At 58.6% G+C, this 17006-nt stretch carries 14 protein-coding genes and 3 tRNA genes; 14 read left to right on the forward strand and 3 right to left on the reverse strand.

Features of this window, described 5'->3' with window-relative positions; all coding sequences use genetic code 11:
* Positions 1-110: 110 nt before the first annotated feature.
* Positions 111-2081: a DNA topoisomerase III gene (locus OC537_RS15830; RefSeq protein ID WP_262112668.1), complete on the forward strand. Its 1971-nt coding sequence runs from the start codon at positions 111-113 to the stop codon at positions 2079-2081.
* Positions 2082-2166: 85 nt separating this feature from the next.
* Here the strand turns inward: OC537_RS15830 and OC537_RS15835 are convergent, their stop codons facing one another.
* Both OC537_RS15835 and OC537_RS15840 read right to left on the reverse strand, forming a co-directional pair.
* Positions 2167-3522 (reverse strand): TrkH family potassium uptake protein, encoded by a 1356-nt coding sequence (locus tag OC537_RS15835; RefSeq protein WP_139743791.1) that lies wholly within the window; start codon positions 3520-3522, stop codon positions 2167-2169.
* The gene (locus OC537_RS15840; RefSeq protein ID WP_106885563.1) at positions 3519-4172 is read right to left on the reverse strand and encodes a potassium channel family protein; all 654 of its coding nucleotides are present in this window, start codon (positions 4170-4172) and stop codon (positions 3519-3521) included. The genes OC537_RS15835 and OC537_RS15840 overlap by 4 nt, the downstream gene beginning before the upstream one ends.
* A gap of 125 nt (positions 4173-4297) precedes the next feature.
* Here OC537_RS15840 and murB point away from each other — a divergent pair, with 125 nt between their 5' ends.
* Together murB and birA are read left to right on the forward strand one after the other, a co-directional pair.
* Positions 4298-5335, forward strand: coding sequence for a UDP-N-acetylmuramate dehydrogenase (gene murB, locus OC537_RS15845; protein WP_262112681.1), 1038 nt, complete (start codon positions 4298-4300; stop codon positions 5333-5335).
* Positions 5332-6297 (forward strand): bifunctional biotin--[acetyl-CoA-carboxylase] ligase/biotin operon repressor BirA, encoded by a 966-nt coding sequence (birA, locus tag OC537_RS15850; protein ID WP_262112684.1) that lies wholly within the window; start codon positions 5332-5334, stop codon positions 6295-6297. The genes murB and birA overlap by 4 nt, the downstream gene beginning before the upstream one ends.
* Positions 6298-6374: 77 nt before the next feature.
* Here birA and coaA read toward each other — a convergent pair whose 3' ends face one another.
* Entirely contained in the window at positions 6375-7313 is a 939-nt protein-coding gene (gene coaA, locus OC537_RS15855; RefSeq protein WP_106885566.1) for a type I pantothenate kinase, read from the reverse strand.
* Between the two features lie 263 nt (positions 7314-7576).
* On the opposite strand from coaA, the gene OC537_RS15860 reads away from it, so the two are divergent.
* From OC537_RS15860 to rpoB, 11 genes are all read left to right on the forward strand, one after another.
* Positions 7577-7661: transfer RNA gene (locus OC537_RS15860), tRNA-Tyr, on the forward strand.
* Between the two features lie 38 nt (positions 7662-7699).
* A tRNA-Gly gene (locus OC537_RS15865) sits at positions 7700-7774 on the forward strand.
* A 171-nt stretch (positions 7775-7945) separates the two neighbouring features.
* The gene (gene tuf / locus OC537_RS15870; protein ID WP_025328607.1) at positions 7946-9130 is read left to right on the forward strand and encodes an elongation factor Tu; all 1185 of its coding nucleotides are present in this window, start codon (positions 7946-7948) and stop codon (positions 9128-9130) included.
* 52 nt (positions 9131-9182) lie between these two features.
* Positions 9183-9259, forward strand: a tRNA-Trp gene (locus OC537_RS15875).
* A gap of 60 nt (positions 9260-9319) precedes the next feature.
* Entirely contained in the window at positions 9320-9691 is a 372-nt protein-coding gene (gene secE, locus OC537_RS15880; RefSeq protein ID WP_042650611.1) for a preprotein translocase subunit SecE, read from the forward strand.
* A 33-nt stretch (positions 9692-9724) separates the two neighbouring features.
* Positions 9725-10252 (forward strand): transcription termination/antitermination protein NusG, encoded by a 528-nt coding sequence (gene nusG, locus OC537_RS15885; RefSeq protein WP_197066239.1) that lies wholly within the window; start codon positions 9725-9727, stop codon positions 10250-10252.
* A 134-nt stretch (positions 10253-10386) separates the two neighbouring features.
* The gene (gene rplK, locus OC537_RS15890; protein WP_016352267.1) at positions 10387-10815 is read left to right on the forward strand and encodes a 50S ribosomal protein L11; all 429 of its coding nucleotides are present in this window, start codon (positions 10387-10389) and stop codon (positions 10813-10815) included.
* A 4-nt stretch (positions 10816-10819) separates the two neighbouring features.
* Entirely contained in the window at positions 10820-11521 is a 702-nt protein-coding gene (gene rplA, locus OC537_RS15895) for a 50S ribosomal protein L1 (protein ID WP_041206544.1), read from the forward strand.
* Between the two features lie 257 nt (positions 11522-11778).
* Positions 11779-12279 carry a 50S ribosomal protein L10 gene (gene rplJ, locus OC537_RS15900; RefSeq protein WP_025328617.1) on the forward strand — a complete coding sequence of 167 codons (501 nt, stop codon included), beginning with the start codon at positions 11779-11781 and terminating at the stop codon, positions 12277-12279.
* Between the two features lie 51 nt (positions 12280-12330).
* Complete coding sequence (gene rplL, locus OC537_RS15905) at positions 12331-12693, forward strand: 50S ribosomal protein L7/L12 (protein WP_025328616.1); 363 nt, start codon at positions 12331-12333, stop codon at positions 12691-12693.
* 222 nt (positions 12694-12915) lie between these two features.
* The gene (gene rpoB, locus OC537_RS15910) at positions 12916-16944 is read left to right on the forward strand and encodes a DNA-directed RNA polymerase subunit beta (protein ID WP_025328615.1); all 4029 of its coding nucleotides are present in this window, start codon (positions 12916-12918) and stop codon (positions 16942-16944) included.
* Positions 16945-17006: the final 62 nt, after the last annotated feature.

The following is a 17006-nucleotide window of genomic DNA, read 5'->3' on the forward strand; positions in this document are numbered from 1 at the left end:
CGACGTTTTGCTCTCCAGTGCGACTTTCTGGCTCGGAATGGGCCGGTGTTGGGCTTTACGAAAGGCTCGATATATACTGTTTGCATATACAGTGATCAGGTTTGTCAGTCATGCGACTCTTTATTGCCGAAAAGCCCAGCCTTGGCCGCGCCATCGCCGATGTTCTGCCCAAGCCCCACAAGAAGGGGGAGGGCTTCATCGAGACGGCGCAGGGAGACGTGGTGACCTGGTGTATCGGCCACCTGCTGGAGCAGGCGGAGCCCGATGCCTATGATGCTGCTTATAAGCAGTGGCGCATGGAGCAGCTCCCCATAGTGCCGAGCCAGTGGCAGCTGGTGGCCAAGCCCAAGACCAGGAGCCAGCTTGCCGTGATCAAGCGGCTCATCAAGCAGGCCGACTGCGTGGTCAATGCCGGTGACCCGGACAGGGAAGGGCAACTGCTGGTGGACGAGGTGATCGATTTTCTCGGCTACCCCAAACTCAAGCCGGTGCAGCGCTGCCTCATCAGCGATCTCAATCCCCCCGCGGTGCGCCGTGCCCTCGACAAGCTGCGGGACAACAAGGAGTTCGTGCCGCTGGCGGTCTCGGCGCTGGCCCGTAGCCGCGCGGACTGGCTCTACGGCATCAACATGACCCGTGCCTATACCCTGCTCGGGCGCAAGGCCGGCTGCAGCGAGCTGCTCTCGGTCGGCCGGGTGCAGACGCCGCTGCTGGGGTTGGTGGTGCGGCGGGATCTCGAGATAGATGCCTTCGTGCCCAAACCCTTCTACGAGGTGCTGGCCCATGTGGTGACGGAGCGCAACGAAGGGTTCAGTGCCAAGTGGCTGCCCTCCGAGGCCTGCACGCCCTGGCAGGACGAGGAGGGGCGGGTGCTCAACCGGGCGCTGGCTGCCAAAGTGGTGGAGCGCATCCAGGGCCAGCCAGCCCGGGTGGAGGAGGTGGAAGAGCAGGCCCGCAAGCAGGCGGCGCCACTGCCTTACAACCTCTCCAGCCTGCAGATCGATGCCGCCAAGCGGTTTGGCATGGACGCCAAGCGGGTGCTGGATGTCTGCCAGAGCCTCTACGAGCGCCACAAGCTCATCACCTACCCCAGATCCGACAGCCGCTATCTGCCGAGCGATCACTTCAATCGGGCACCCCAGGTGCGGGATGCCATCGCCGCCACGGCCCCGGCCCTGGCCAAGGCGGTGAGCGAGGCAGATGGCAAGCTGCGCAGCAAGGCGTGGAATGACGGCAAGGTGGATGCCCACCACGCCATCATCCCCACCGAGAAACATGGCAACCTGGCCAGCCTCTCCGCCGACGAGGGCAAGCTCTATGGCCTGGTCGCCCGCCAGTACCTGCTGCAGTTCTATCCGCCGTTCGAATACAACGACAGTCGGGTGTTGCTGCGCATCGCCGGTGGCCTGTTCCAGGCCAAGGCGCGGCGCATCCTCAAGGCGGGCTGGAAGGCGCTGCTCGGGGTCGAAGAGGACGATGAGGAGGAGGCGGGCACCCTGCCGGCCCTGCGTCAGGGCGAGGAGCTGCGCTGCGAGCGGGGCGAGCTGCAGGAGAAGATGACCCAGGCACCCAAGGCATTCACCGACGCCACCCTGCTGGCCGCCATGACAGGCATAGCCCGCCATGTGCAGGATCCCGAGATCCGCAAGATCCTGCGCGAGACAGATGGCCTCGGCACGGAGGCGACCCGGGCCGGCATCATAGATCTGCTGTTCAAGCGCCGCTTCCTGGTGCGGCAGGGCAAGAGCATCAAGGCGACCCCGACCGGACGGGCCCTGATCCAGGCATTGCCTGCCACTGCCACCACGCCGGACATGACGGCGCTGTGGGAGCAGCACCTCGGCCGGATCGCCGAGCGTCACGCCAGCTACCAGCAATTTATGGGGCCGCTCACCGAGCAGCTTAACGGCCTGATTGAGGGGGCCAGGCAGGATTCGGGGGCCAGCTTCAGCGCCCTGCCCAAGGAGGCGCCGGGGGCCAGCAAACGGCGCTTCAGCCGCAAGAGTTCGTCGACCAGTGGCACCGGTGCACAGCCCCGCAAGGGGGCGGGCAAGCGCCCGGCCAGAAGCAAGGCCGCCTGAGTGGCCTGGGGCCATTGCGGCGACATGAGGCGTAAAAAGAGAGAGGGGCCCAGGGCCCCTCTCTCGATCTGGTTCTGGCGGCCGATCAGCCGGTATAGACGCCCTCTTCCGGGTAGCGGATCCGGGTCTCGCTCGGTCTGGCCAGCATCAGCGCCAGGGTCAGCGGCCCGAGACGGCCGCAGATCATCACCAGCACCAGGATGAGCTTGCCCGGCTCGCTCAGGGAGGCGGTGATGCCGGTCGAGAGGCCTACGGTGGCAAAGGCCGAGACGGTCTCGAACATGATCTTGTCGAAGGGCTGCGACTCGGTGAGCATCAGCAGGAACATGGCCAGCATCAGCACCATGGTGCTGACGATGATGATGGCCAGGGATCGGGTCACTATCTGGGGTGACAGGGTGCGGCCGAAGGCGGTGACATGGGGACGCTTGGTGAGGAAGGCCCGGGTGGCCAGCAACACCACGGCGAAGGTGGTGACCTTGATACCGCCCCCCGTCGAAGTAGCGCCGGCACCGATGAACATCAACATCATCATGAACAGCAGGGAGGCGGGTACCATCTGGCCAATGTCCACCGTGTTGAAGCCTGCCGTGCGCGCCGTGGCCGACTGGAAGAAGGCCGCCATTAGCTGGCCGCCGGGCCCGGCGTTGCCGAAGGTGGCGGGATTGTTGTGCTCCAGCAGCCAGAACATCAGGGTGCCCAGCAGCAGCAGCCCCGGGGTCATCAGCAACATCAGCTTGCTGTGCAGCTTGAGCTTGCGCCAGCGACGGTTGCGCACCAGATCGACGATGACGGTAAAACCCAGGCCGCCGAGGATGAGCAGGGCCGGTATGGTCAGGCTGATGATGGGGTCGTCTCTGTAGTCGATGAGGTTGTTGGCAAACAGCGAGAATCCGGCGTTGTTGAAGGCAGAAACCGCATGGAAGAAGCTGACGTAGAGGCCATGGCCCCAGCCCATCTCGGGCACCCAGCGAATGGCCATGATGGCGGTGCCGATCAGCTGGGCAATCAGGGCGAACAGCACTATGCGCTTCACCAGCTGGATGATGTTGACCGATCCCTCCTGGCCCAGTGCCTCCTTCGCCAGTACCTGCTGGCGCAGACCGACCCGCTTGCTGAACATGGCGATGAGCAGCAAGGTCATGGTCATCTGGCCCAGGCCCCCTATCTCCATCAGCATCAGCAGTATGATCTGTCCTTGCAGGGTAAAGGCGGTGCCTGTATCCACCACCCCGAGCCCGGTCACACTGATGGCCGAGGTCGCGGTGAACAGAGCATTGATGAAGGTGACCTCGCCGTTGTGGCTCGAGGGCTGCACCAGAAACAGGGTGCCGACCAACAAGATGATGAGAAAGCTGCCCAGGATCAGCCTGGCTTCACTCCAGCGGGACTCGGTATCCCTGTACAGGGCGAAGGCGTAGTTGCTGCGCCAGTTGATCATAGGGTGTCGAGCCAGTGATCGATGGCGTGCTTGTTGCCGGCCAGGATCAGGATGTCACCGAGCTGCAGCTCCATCTTGCCGGTCAGCACGTTGTGCAGCACCTCACCGCGCTTGATGGCCAGCAACTGGAAGTCGCTCTGTTGCAGCAGGTGCAGATCGGCCAGGGTACGGCCGTTCTGTTGCAGACCGATCACGAATTCGGTCAGCACCATGTCGTGCCCCAGCTCCAGATAGTCGAACAGACGGTTGTCCAGCATGCTCTGGGCGACCCGGCGACCCATGTCCCACTCCGGGTTGATCACCTTGTCGGCGCCCACCTTCTGCAGGATCTTGGCGTGGAACTTGTCGCGCGCCTTGACCCATACCTTCTTCACCCCGGCTTCCTTCAGCACCAGCGTGGTGAGTATGCTGGTCTCCAGGCTGTCGCCGATGGCCACGAAGACGATATCGAAATTGGCCAGCCCCAGCTCGGCGACCGTGGCCTCATCGGTGGCATCGGCCACGATGACGTGATTGCACAGGGTTGCTATCTGGCGGGTCTTGCTCTCGTCGATATCGATGGCCAGCACCTCGGCATTCTGCAACTGCAGCTCTTCACACAGTGCGCTGCCGAACAGGCCGAGGCCGATGACGGCGAATTGATTGTTCATTCATGCTTCCTCAACGGGCTGAAGGGCTTACTTTACTCCAGCGGTTTGAGTCCGAACAGTACCCGGGTTTTTCGTCCCGGGGGATCTGGGGTAAACTGCGCCCTTGCCCTTGTCGGAACACGCAGATGAAACTCACTCCCCATGCCCCCTTGGCGGCCCTCAATACCCTGGGCTTGGAAGCACATTGCCTCTGGCTGGCCGAAGTGGCCCAGTTGGATGATCTTTGCCAGTTGCGGGCCAATCTGGAGCTGAACGCCTTGCCGCGCCTGGTGCTGGGTGGTGGGAGCAACATCTTGTTCTGCAATGATTTTGCCGGACTGGTCGTGCTCAATCGGATGAAAGGCATAGCGCTGCAGGATGACGACAGCCACTGGTTGCTGCACGTGGCGGCGGGGGAGGAGTGGCATCAGCTGGTGTGCCACGCCCTGCAACAGGGCTGGCATGGGCTGGAGAACCTGGCGCTGGTCCCGGGTACAGTCGGTGCGGCTCCGGTGCAGAACATAGGTGCTTACGGGGTCGAGCTGGCCCGGTTCTGTGCCTATGTGGAGGCATTCAACTGGCAGAGCGGCGAGGTGGAGCGCATCGCCGCAGCCGACTGTCAGTTCGGCTATCGTGACAGCATCTTCAAGCACGATTATCAGGACACCCACTTCATCACCGCCGTCGGGTTGCGCCTGCCCAAGGTCTGGCAACCCGTGATCGGCTATGGCCCCCTGGCGGCCCTCGGCGAACATCCCGGTGCGCAGGCCATCTTCGACACCGTCTGTGCCACTCGCATGGCCAAGTTGCCGGACCCTGCCGTGCTCGGCAACGCGGGCAGCTTCTTCAAGAACCCCGTGGTGCCGACCTCGGTGGCGGATGCACTCAAGGGGCAATATCCGCAGATGCCCTGCTACCCGGCCGGGGAAGGGCAGGCCAAGCTGGCGGCGGGCTGGCTCATCGATCAGTGCGGTCTCAAGGGCTTTGCCATCGGCCGTGCCGCCGTCCATCAGGAGCAGGCGCTGGTGCTGGTCAACCTCGGGGGCGCCAGCGCCATGGAGCTCATCGCCCTGGCGGCCCATGTGCGTGACAGCGTGGAGCACAAGTTCGGTGTGGTGCTGGAGCACGAGGTGCGCTTCATGGGGCTCACCGGCGAAACCTGGCTGGACGAGGTGCTGGCATGACACTCACTCCCATCAGGCAGACTCTGATCGGCTTGCTCAGCGACGGCCAGTTTCATTCCGGCGAACAGCTGGGGGAGCAGCTCGGCATCAGCCGTGCGGCTGTGAGCAAGCACATGGCCGCCCTCAAGGAGCTGGGGCTGGATCTGTTCAGCCTGACCGGCAAGGGGTACCGCCTGGCGGTTCCCATGGCACTCTATGATCAGGCGCAACTGCAGGCCCTGGCCCCCATGGCGCCGGTACACTGCTTCTCGGTGATCGACTCCACCAACCAGTATCTGTTTGAGCGGGTCAACCAGCTGAGCGCCGGCGAGAGTTGCCTGGCCGAGTGCCAGACCGCCGGTCGGGGGCGTCGTGGCAAGCCCTGGGTCTCGCCGTTCGGTTGCCAGCTGATCCTCAGCATGTACTGGCGGCTCGAGCAGGGCATGGCGGCCGCCATGGGGCTGAGTCTGGCGGTGGGGGTGGCCGTGGTGGAGGCGCTGGAATCCCTCGGCTACCCCGGGGTGGAGCTCAAGTGGCCGAACGATCTCTATTACCAGGGCCGCAAGCTGGCGGGCATACTGGTGGAGATGAGCGGCAGCGCCGGCGCCAGCTGCCATCTGGTGATCGGCATCGGCCTCAATCTGGCGATGCCGAGCCAGCAGGGGGAGAAGATCGATCAGGCCTGGTCAGAGCTGCGCCAGGTTCAGCCCGAACTGGTGGATCGCAACCAGCTGGCGGCCTGCGTACTCCTCCATCTGCAAGCGGCCATGCAGACCTTCGAGCAGAGCGGTCTGGCTAGCTTCGTCGAGAGCTGGAACCGGCTCGACTACTTTGCTGGCCAACCGGTGAAGTTGCTGATGGGGGAGCAGGTGATCCGCGGCATAGCCCGGGGCATCGACGATCGCGGTGCCCTGCGGCTGGAAACGGACGAGGGAGTCAAACTCTATCTGGGGGGAGAGATCTCCCTGCGCCGGGGCGACTGAGCGAGACTGGCTCATGAGAACCCAATAGAAGAGGGGGCCTGCGGGCCCCCTCTTCGTTATCCGGCGACTCGCTACGGTCACTTGCGCAGCTTGATCTGCTCGATGGCGTGCTCTTGTCCCTTGGTCAGGATCAGGTTGGCCCGCTCCCGGGTCGGCAAGATGTTCTCTTGCAGATTCAGATAGTTGATGTCTTGCCATATGTTGCTGGCTATTTCGGTCGCCTCGCTTTCCGCCAGTTTGGCATAGTGGTGGAAGTAGGAGTCCGGATCCGAGAAGGCGCCGCTGCGGAACTTGAGGAAGCGGTCTATGTACCAGGCGCGCAGCAGCTCGGCGTCGGCGTCCACATAGATGGAGAAGTCGACAAAATCTGACACGAAGACTCTGTGGGGCTCCTGGGGGTAATCCATGCCGCTCTGCAGCACGTTGAGCCCCTCCAGGATCAGGATGTCCGGCTGTTCCACCACCTTCTTCTCATCGGGCAGGATGTCGTAGATAAGGTGGGAGTAAACCGGCGCTTCGACCTTCTCGTGACCCGCACGTATGTTGGCGACAAACTCCACCAGATGGCGGATGTCGTAGGATTCCGGAAAACCCTTGCGGCGCATCAGCCCGCGCTCTTCCAGCTCCTTGTTGGGATAAAGGAAGCCATCCGTGGTGACCAGCTCTACCCGCGGGTGCTCGGGCCAGCGTTCCAGCAATGCTTGCAGGATGCGGGCCGTGGTGCTCTTTCCCCCCGCCACGCTGCCGGCGATGCTGATGATGTAGGTGCCCTTGCCGCGGGACTGGCCGAGAAACTGCTCCAGCACCCGACTGCGGCGCTGCTTGGCCTTGACGTAGAGATTGAGCAGGCGGGAAAGGGGCAGATAGATCTCTTCCACCTCGCGCAATGACACCTTCTCGTTGATGCCACGCAGGGTGTGCAGGTCCCTCTCGGTCAGGGTCAGGGGGACCGCATCGCGCAATAACGCCCATTGTTCGCGGGTGAATTGCAAATAGGGGTTATGCTCTGTCGTCATGGTGTCATCACTGTTTCTTGGGCAGGGCGACCATACACCAAGGGATCGGGAGCGACAAGGGACGCGTCCGGTTGGGACTGAGGAGGAGCGTTTTTTTGCATAGATCCCGGCAATAATGCACATTTTGCAGGGTGCAGTGGTTGCATCCCCAAAATCCTTACCATAAAATGCGCGACGCTTGGATGTCTGTCGTCTATTTGCCCGGCAAATGCGACAAAAACAACGGGTGCAAGCAGAATTACCGTTGTGGCATTCGTGCAATCGGAGGGGTTCCCGAGCGGCCAAAGGGATCAGACTGTAAATCTGACGGCTCTGCCTTCGAAGGTTCGAATCCTTCTCCCTCCACCATATTTCTCTGCGGTTTGAGTTCTTTGGGTTAGAGAAATGCGGGCATCGTATAATGGCTATTACCTCAGCCTTCCAAGCTGATGATGCGGGTTCGATTCCCGCTGCCCGCTCCAAGATGCTGATATGGCTCAGGTAATTCTGAAAGCCACACCCTAGGGTGAGTTCGGCAATCGAACCTGCCTGCCAGCACCATCCTCTCTGTCCCCCTGATTCAAATCCATCATATAAACTGTTCTGTGGTTAGCTTGCCACCGCGTACTCAGCGTTAGTTTAGAGGGACGATCATGTCTAAAGAAAAATTTGAGCGTAATAAACCGCACGTTAACGTGGGTACCATCGGCCACGTTGACCACGGTAAAACCACCCTGACCGCCGCCATCACCAACGTGCTGGCCAAGCACTTCGGTGGTAAAGCTTTCGCCTTCGACCAGATCGACAAGGCACCGGAAGAGCGTGAGCGTGGTATCACCATCAACACCTCCCACGTAGAATACGACACTGCTATCCGTCACTACGCCCACGTAGATTGCCCGGGTCACGCCGACTACGTTAAGAACATGATCACCGGTGCTGCCCAGATGGACGGCGCGATCCTGGTAGTAGCCGCGACTGACGGCCCGATGCCGCAAACTCGTGAGCACATCCTGCTGGGTCGCCAGGTTGGCATCCCGTACATGATCGTGTTCATGAACAAGTGCGACATGGTAGATGACGAAGAGCTGCTCGAACTGGTCGAGATGGAAGTTCGTGAGCTGCTGACCGAATACGACTTCCCGGGTGATGACCTGCCGGTAGTTCGTGGTTCCGCGCTGAAAGCGCTGGAAGGCGACGCAGCATGGGAAGAGAAGATCATCGAGCTGGCTCACCACCTGGATACCTACATCCCGGAGCCGGAGCGTGCCATTGACCAGCCGTTCCTGATGCCTATCGAAGACGTCTTCTCCATCGCTGGCCGTGGTACCGTTGTTACCGGTCGTGTAGAGCGCGGTATCGTCAAGGTTGGTGAAACTGTAGAAATCGTCGGTATCAAAGACACCGTTTCTACCACCTGTACCGGTGTTGAAATGTTCCGCAAACTGCTGGACGAAGGTCGTGCCGGTGAGAACGTTGGCGCCCTGCTGCGTGGCGTGAAGCGTGAAGAAGTTGAGCGTGGTCAAGTACTGGCCAAGCCGGGCTCCATCAAGCCGCACACCAAGTTCGAATCCGAAGTGTACGTGCTGTCCAAAGAAGAAGGTGGTCGTCATACTCCGTTCTTCAAGGGCTACCGTCCGCAGTTCTACTTCCGTACTACCGACGTGACCGGTACCATCGAACTGCCGGAAGGCGTTGAAATGGTAATGCCAGGCGACAACATCAAAATGGTTGTTACCCTGATCGCTCCGATCGCGATGGACGACGGCCTGCGTTTCGCTATCCGTGAAGGTGGCCGTACCGTAGGTGCTGGTGTTGTAGCCAAAGTTATCGCTTAATCTTGGCTTACATAAATAAAGCAAAGCCCCTATAATAGGGGCTTTCTTATGCAGGGGCGTAGTTCGAATTGGTAGAACAGCGGTCTCCAAAACCGATGGTTGCGGGTTCGAGTCCTGCCGCCCCTGCCATATACCTCGTCTCGTACGGGGCTTTTGTGTCTTTGGTTACGTCAGATACAGGTGGGTTGTATGAGTGTTAGTTCTGAGGGACAGGGCGGAAGCAAGGATACCCTTCTTTGGGGCCTGGTTTTCATCATCCTGGCGGCCGCTGTGGTAGGTAATTACCTGCTCACTGACGTTGTCGCCGCCGTCCGCGCCCTGGGTGTGGTCGTTGTCATCGCTGCTGCAGGTGCAGTGGCCCTGCAAACCACCAAAGGTAAGGCAACACTGGCTTTTGCTCGTGAGTCGCGCCTGGAAGTCCGCAAGGTCGTATGGCCGACCCGCCAGGAAGCCATTCAGACAACCCTGATTGTGCTGGCGGTGACCGCCGTGATGGGGCTCTTGCTGTTCATTCTGGACGGTGCCTTGGTCTGGTTGGTCAACCTGATTACCGGTGTGTAAGGAAAAGCCATGACTGAACAACGTGAACAACGTATGAGATGGTATGTCGTGCAGGCATTTTCCGGCTATGAAGGCCGGGTTGCCAAATCCCTGCGTGAACATATCAAGATGCATGGCATGGAAGAGCTGTTTGGCGAAGTGCTGGTCCCGACCGAAGAAGTGGTCGAGATGCGTGCCGGCCAGAAGCGCAAGAGTGAGCGCAAATTTTTCCCGGGTTATGTCCTGGTCCAGATGATGATGGACGAGACCACATGGCACCTGGTACGCAATGTGCCGCGTGTGATGGGCTTCATCGGTGGCACCTCCGATCGTCCTGCTCCTATCTCCGATAAGGAAGCGGATGCCATCCTCAATCGTCTGCAAGATGCCCACGACAAGCCGCGTCCGAAAACCCTGTTTGAACCGGGTGAAATGGTGCGGGTTGCCGATGGTCCGTTCGCTGACTTCAACGGCACCGTTGAAGAAGTGGACTACGAGAAGAGCCGCGTGAAGGTCTCCGTATTGATCTTCGGTCGCTCAACGCCGGTAGAACTGGATTTTGGTCAGGTCGAAAAGGGCTGATTAAACTCTGTACGTTTAACGGTTGTCAGGGGCAGCGATTATCTCTATAATTCGCTGCCCCTTTATTTGTTGGGGAGCCGTTTGCAGGAGCATGTCTCCGAGGCGCTAGAACCCATTTTTGAGGTATTTTCGTAATGGCTAAGAAAGTCACAGCTTATATCAAGCTGCAAGTTAAGGCTGGCAGTGCTAACCCCAGCCCTCCCGTTGGTCCTGCTCTGGGTCAGCACGGTGTGAACATCATGGAATTCTGTAAGGCGTTCAACGCTCGTACAGAAAAGCTGGAAAAAGGCTCACCGACTCCTGTCGTGATCACCGTTTACAGCGACCGTTCCTTCACCTTCGAAACCAAGACTCCGCCTGCTTCCTTCCTGCTGAAGAAAGCTGCTGGCATCCAGTCTGGTTCCGCCAAGCCGAACAAAGACAAGGTTGGTAAGGTGACTGTTGCTCAGCTGCAAGAAATCGCCAAGACCAAAGAGCCGGACATGACTGGTGCCGATCTGGATGCAAAAGTACGTTGCATCGCAGGCTCCGCTCGTTCCATGGGCCTGGTAGTGGAGGATTAAGACAATGGCAAAACTTTCCAAGCGTATGCGCGTTATTCGCGAAAAAGTTGACGGTACCAAAGAGTACTCCATCAACGAAGCCATTGCCCTGCTGAAAGAACTGGCTACCGCCAAGTTCGTTGAAAGCGTTGACGTTGCCGTTAACCTGGGTATCGATGCTCGTAAATCCGACCAGAACGTACGTGGTGCTACTGTACTGCCGCACGGTACCGGTCGTGACATCCGTGTCGCCGTATTCACCCAGGGTGCCAACGCCGAAGCCGCCAAGGCTGCCGGTGCTGAACTGGTTGGTATGGATGACCTGGCCGAGCTGGTCAAGAAAGGCGAGATGAACTTCGACGTCGTGATCGCATCCCCGGATGCCATGCGCGTTGTTGGTCAACTGGGCCAAATCCTGGGCCCGCGCGGCCTGATGCCTAACCCGAAAGTGGGTACCGTAACCCCGAACGTTGCTGAAGCTGTGAAGAATGCTAAAGCCGGTCAGGTTCGTTACCGCAATGACAAGAATGGTATCATCCATACCACTCTGGGTAAGGTTTCTTTCAACGAAGTTCAGCTGAAAGAAAACTTGGAAGCTCTGCTGGTTGCTCTGAAAAAGGGCAAACCCTCTTCCGCCAAAGGCATCTTCATCAAGAAAGTCAGCATCTCCACCACCATGGGTGCCGGTGTTGCCGTAGACCAAGCTTCTCTGGAAGCTCAGGGCTAATTGATGGATTTTACAAGGCGCAAAATTTAATCTATAATTTTGCGCCTTGATTGGTTGGGGGTTTCGACCTCCGTCCAAGACCGCAGGTGGCTGCAAGGCCTTAATCCTTCCTGCGTAGACGGTGCCGGAAACCCAGCGAGAAAGTTTTCTTTCTCTTCTGGAATCCTGCTACCGCATCGTTCCCCTCTGTTGTGAAGGTAGGGGGGATGTGTCAGTACTGAGTCATGAGACTCAGATTCAATCCAGGAGTTAAGCCAATGGCATTGGGACTCGAAGACAAAAAGGCAATTGTTGCTGAAGTCAACGAAGCTGCCAAAGGCGCTCTGTCTGCAGTTGTAGCCGATTCTCGCGGTGTGACTGTTGACAAGATGACCGTCCTGCGTAAATCCGCTCGTGAAGCCGGTGTGTACATGCGCGTTGTGCGTAACACCCTGCTGCGTCGCGCGGTAGAGGGCACCGAATTCGGTTGCCTGAACGACGTATTGACTGGTCCTACCTTGATTGCTTTCTCTAACGAACACCCGGGCGCTGCCGCTCGTCTGTTCAAAGAGTTTGCCAAAGCGAACCAAAAGTTCGAAATCAAGGCTGGCGCTTTTAACGGTGAGTTTATCGCCGCAGCACAAATTGATCGTCTGGCCACGCTGCCGACCTACGACGAAGCAATTGCGAAGTTGATGGCTACCATGAAGGAAGCCTCTGCTGGCAAGCTGGTTCGTACTATCGCTGCTGTTCGCGACCAGAAACAAGCTGCTGCTTGATTCTCGCCTATTTAGGCTGTTTGAGTTTATTCAACATCAGGAATTTTTGTCATGTCTATCACTAAAGACCAAATCATCGAAGCCGTTGCTTCCATGTCCGTAATGGAAGTTGTTGAGCTGATCGAAGCAATGGAAGAGAAGTTCGGTGTTTCTGCCGCTGTTGCTGTAGCTGCCGGTCCGGCCGCTGAAGCAGTAGAAGAGAAGACCGAGTTCGACGTAGTTCTGACTGCTGCTGGCGCCAACAAAGTTGCCGTCATCAAGGCCGTTCGTGCTGCCACCGGCCTGGGCCTGAAAGAAGCCAAGGACCTGGTAGAAGCCGCTCCGACCAACCTGAAAGAAGCCGTCTCCAAAGACGAAGCTGAAGCTCTGAAGAAAGAGCTGGAAGCTGCCGGTGCTTCTGTTGAGATCAAATAATCTGCATTTATGTAGATTAGCCTGATAAAACAGGCTAGGGCTGGTGAATGTTTGTTCACCAGCCTTTTTGCGCTGTAGACTGAGAGCATTTCACACCGTTTACGACTCTCAGTGCACCAGCAATCCGGACCGCCTCATCGTCCGGGCCAACACAAAACGGTGTTGAGACAGAGCTGTCCCGCGGGACAGAGTGGGTCACTTATCAGCGAGCTGAGGAACCCTATGGTTTACTCTTATACCGAAAAAAAACGCATTCGTAAGGACTTCGGTAAGCGAGACCAGGTACTGGACACGCCTTATCTGTTGTCCATTCAGCTGGACTCCTTCAAGCAGTTCATCGAGGCTGACCCGGAAGGTGAATATGGCCTAGAGGCCGCTTTCCGTAGCGTTTTCCCGATCACCAGTTACTCCGGTAGTGCTGAGCTTCAGTATGTCAGCTATCGCCTGGGTGAGCCGGTATTTGACGTAAAAGAATGCCAGATCCGTGGAGTGACCTACTCCGCGCCGCTGCGTGTCAAGCTTCGTATGGTTCTGTACGACCGTGAAGCAGCTGCCGGCACCGTCAAAGATATCAAGGAACAAGAAGTGTACATGGGCGAAATTCCGCTCATGACCGAAAACGGCACCTTTGTCATCAATGGTACCGAACGGGTTATCGTCTCCCAGCTGCATCGCAGCCCGGGCGTCTTCTTCGACCACGATAAAGGCAAAACACATTCATCCGGTAAGGTACTGTATAACGCCCGCGTTATCCCCTACCGTGGCTCCTGGCTGGACTTCGAGTTCGATGCGAAAGACAACCTGTTTGTCCGTATCGACCGTCGTCGTAAACTGCCGGCCTCCATTATTCTGCGCGCCCTGGACTTCAGTTCCGAAGAAATCCTGGCCACCTTCTTCGAGACCATAGGTTTCGAGGTCAAAGATGGCAAGTTGATGATGGATCTGGTGCCCGAGCGCCTGCGTGGTGAGACTGCGACCTTCGACATCATTGCCAATGGCGCCGTGGTGGTTGAGACCGGTCGTCGTGTCACTGCCCGTCATATCCGTCAGTTGGAAAAAGACGCCATCACCCAGATCGAGGTGCCGGTAGAGTACGTTGTTGGCAAAGTTGCAGCCAAGAACTACGCGCACCCGCAAACTGGTGAAATGGTCGTGACTGCCAACCAGGCCCTGAGCCTGGAAGCGGTAGCCAATCTGTCCCAAGCCGGCTTCAAGCACTTCGAGGTTCTGTTCACCAACGAACTGGACCACGGTGCTTACATGTCCGAGACCCTGCGTATCGACTCCAGCTCCAGTCGTCTGGAAGCTCTGGTCGAGATCTACCGCATGATGCGTCCGGGCGAGCCGCCCACCCGCGAAGCGGCAGAGCAGCTGTTCGAGAACCTGTTCTTCTCTTCCGAGCGTTACGACCTGTCTACCGTGGGTCGGATGAAGTTCAACCGCCGTCTGGGTCGTGAAGACGAGACCGGCGTTGGCGTGCTGACCAAAGACGACATCGTCGAAGTCATGAAGCGCCTGATCGACATCCGTAACGGCAATGACGAGGTGGACGATATCGACCACCTGGGTAACCGTCGTATCCGTTCTGTCGGTGAAATGGCAGAGAACCAGTTCCGCGTCGGTCTGGTGCGTGTCGAGCGTGCGGTCAAGGAGCGTCTCTCCCTGGGCGACCTGGACACCCTGATGCCGCAGGATCTGATCAACGCCAAACCGATCTCCGCCGCGGTCAAAGAGTTCTTCGGTTCCAGCCAGCTGTCCCAGTTCATGGACCAGAACAACCCGCTGTCCGAAGTGACCCACAAGCGTCGTATTTCCGCGCTGGGCCCGGGCGGTCTGACCCGTGAGCGTGCCGGCTTCGAAGTTCGAGATGTACACCCGACTCACTACGGTCGTCTGTGCCCCATCGAGACTCCGGAAGGTCCGAACATCGGTCTGATCAACTCGCTGTCCGTGTATTCCCGCACCAACGAGTACGGTTTCCTCGAGACCCCGTACCGCAAGGTCATCGACGGTGTGATCACCGACGAAGTGGATTACCTGTCAGCAATCGAAGAAGGCAAGTACGTGATCGCACAGGCTAACGCCGCGACCACCGAAGATGGCCGTCTGAAAGACGAGTTGATCCCGTGCCGTCACAAGGGTGAATCCACCTTTATGAACGCCGACCAGATCCAGTACATGGACGTGAGCCCGCAACAGATAGTTTCTGTGGCAGCGGCCCTGATCCCGTTCCTGGAGCACGATGATGCTAACCGAGCCCTGATGGGTTCGAACATGCAACGTCAGGCTGTACCGACTCTGCGTGCTGACAAGCCGCTGGTAGGTACCGGTATGGAACGCGCCGTGGCCGTTGACTCCGGTGTTACCGTAGTGGCCAAGCGTGGCGGCATGATCGACTACGTCGATGCCTCCCGTATCGTTATCAAGGTCAATGAAGATGAGCTGCTGCCAGGCGAAGCCGGCATCGACATCTACAGCCTGACCAAGTACACCCGTTCCAACCAGAACACCTGTATCAACCAGCGTCCTTGCGTGATGTTGGGTGAGCCGGTGATGGCGGGCGACGTGCTGGCTGACGGCCCGTCTACCGACCTGGGCGAACTGGCGCTGGGCCAAAACCTGCGTGTCGCCTTCATGCCGTGGAACGGTTACAACTTCGAAGACTCGATCCTGGTGAATGAGCGCGTGGTACAGGAAGATCGCCTGACCACCATCCATATCCAGGAACTGGCCTGTATCTCCCGTGACACCAAGCTGGGTCCGGAAGAGATCACTGCCGACATCCCGAACGTGGGTGAAGCCGCTCTGTCCAAGCTGGACGAGTCCGGTATCGTCTACGTGGGTGCCGAAGTGAAGGGCGGCGACATCCTGGTCGGCAAGGTAACACCCAAGGGTGAAACCCAGCTGACCCCGGAAGAGAAGCTGCTGCGCGCCATCTTCGGTGAGAAGGCTTCCGATGTGAAGGACTCCTCCCTGCGTGTGCCGAACGGTGTGTACGGTACCGTGGTTGACGTGCAAGTCTTTACCCGCGATGGCGTGGAAAAAGACAAGCGCGCCAAAGAAATCGAAGAGATGCAGCTGAAGGAAGCGAAGAAGGACTTGACCGAAGAGTTCAAGATCCTGGAAGACGGCATTTTCGGCCGCTCCCGCAACCTGCTGCTGGCCGCCGGCTACAGCGAAGATCGTCTGAACAAGCTGGATCGTTCCAAGTGGTTTGAATTGGCCATCGAAGATGAAGCCAAACAGATCGAGCTGGAGCAGATCGCCGAACAGCACATCGAGCTGAAAGCCGACTTCGACAAGAAGTTCGAGAACAAACGTCGCAAGATTATCCAGGGTGATGATCTGGCGCCGGGCGTACTGAAAATCGTCAAGGTTTACCTGGCAGTCAAGCGTCGCATCCAACCGGGTGACAAGATGGCGGGCCGTCACGGTAACAAGGGTGTTATCTCCAAGATCTGCCCGGTCGAGGACATGCCCCATGACGAGTTCGGCCGTCCGGTCGACATCGTACTGAACCCGCTGGGCGTACCGTCCCGTATGAACATCGGTCAGATCCTCGAAGTGCATCTGGGCCTCGCGGCCAAGGGCATCGGCGAGAAGATAGACCGCATGATCAAGGATCAGCGCGAGCTGCACGAGATGCGTGACTTCCTGCAACAGGTCTATGACCTGGGCGAGAAAGACACCCAGCAAGTGAACATCGCCGAGCTGTCTGATGACGACGTACGTACCCTTGCGGGTAACCTGCGTAAGGGTCTGCCGGTTGCTACACCTGTCTTTGATGGTGCCAAAGAGCGCGAAATCAAAGCCTTGCTGAAGCTGGCCGATCTGCCGGAATCCGGTCAGATCTCCCTGTTCGACGGTCGTACCGGTAACGCCTTCGAGCGCAAGGTCACCGTGGGTTACATGTACATGCTGAAGCTGAACCACTTGGTAGACGACAAGATGCACGCGCGTTCTACCGGCTCCTACAGCCTGGTTACCCAGCAGCCGCTGGGTGGTAAGGCACAGTTCGGTGGTCAGCGGTTCGGTGAGATGGAAGTGTGGGCCCTGGAGGCTTACGGTGCGGCATATACCCTGCAGGAAATGCTGACCGTCAAGTCTGACGATGTGAATGGCCGTACCAAGATGTACAAGAACATCGTGGATGGCGACCACCGTATGGAGCCGGGCATGCCCGAATCCTTCAACGTACTGTTGAAGGAAATCCGCTCTCTGGGTATCAACATCGAGCTGGACGAAGAGTAAGAGCTCGCTCTTATTGTTCGAGAATTGACGTGGGCGCCCTGCTGCTTTGGTAGTAGGGCGCC

Source organism: Aeromonas sp. Marseille-Q5825 (assembly GCF_946892685.1).
GTDB classification, from domain to species: Bacteria; Pseudomonadota; Gammaproteobacteria; order Enterobacterales; family Aeromonadaceae; genus Aeromonas; species Aeromonas rivipollensis.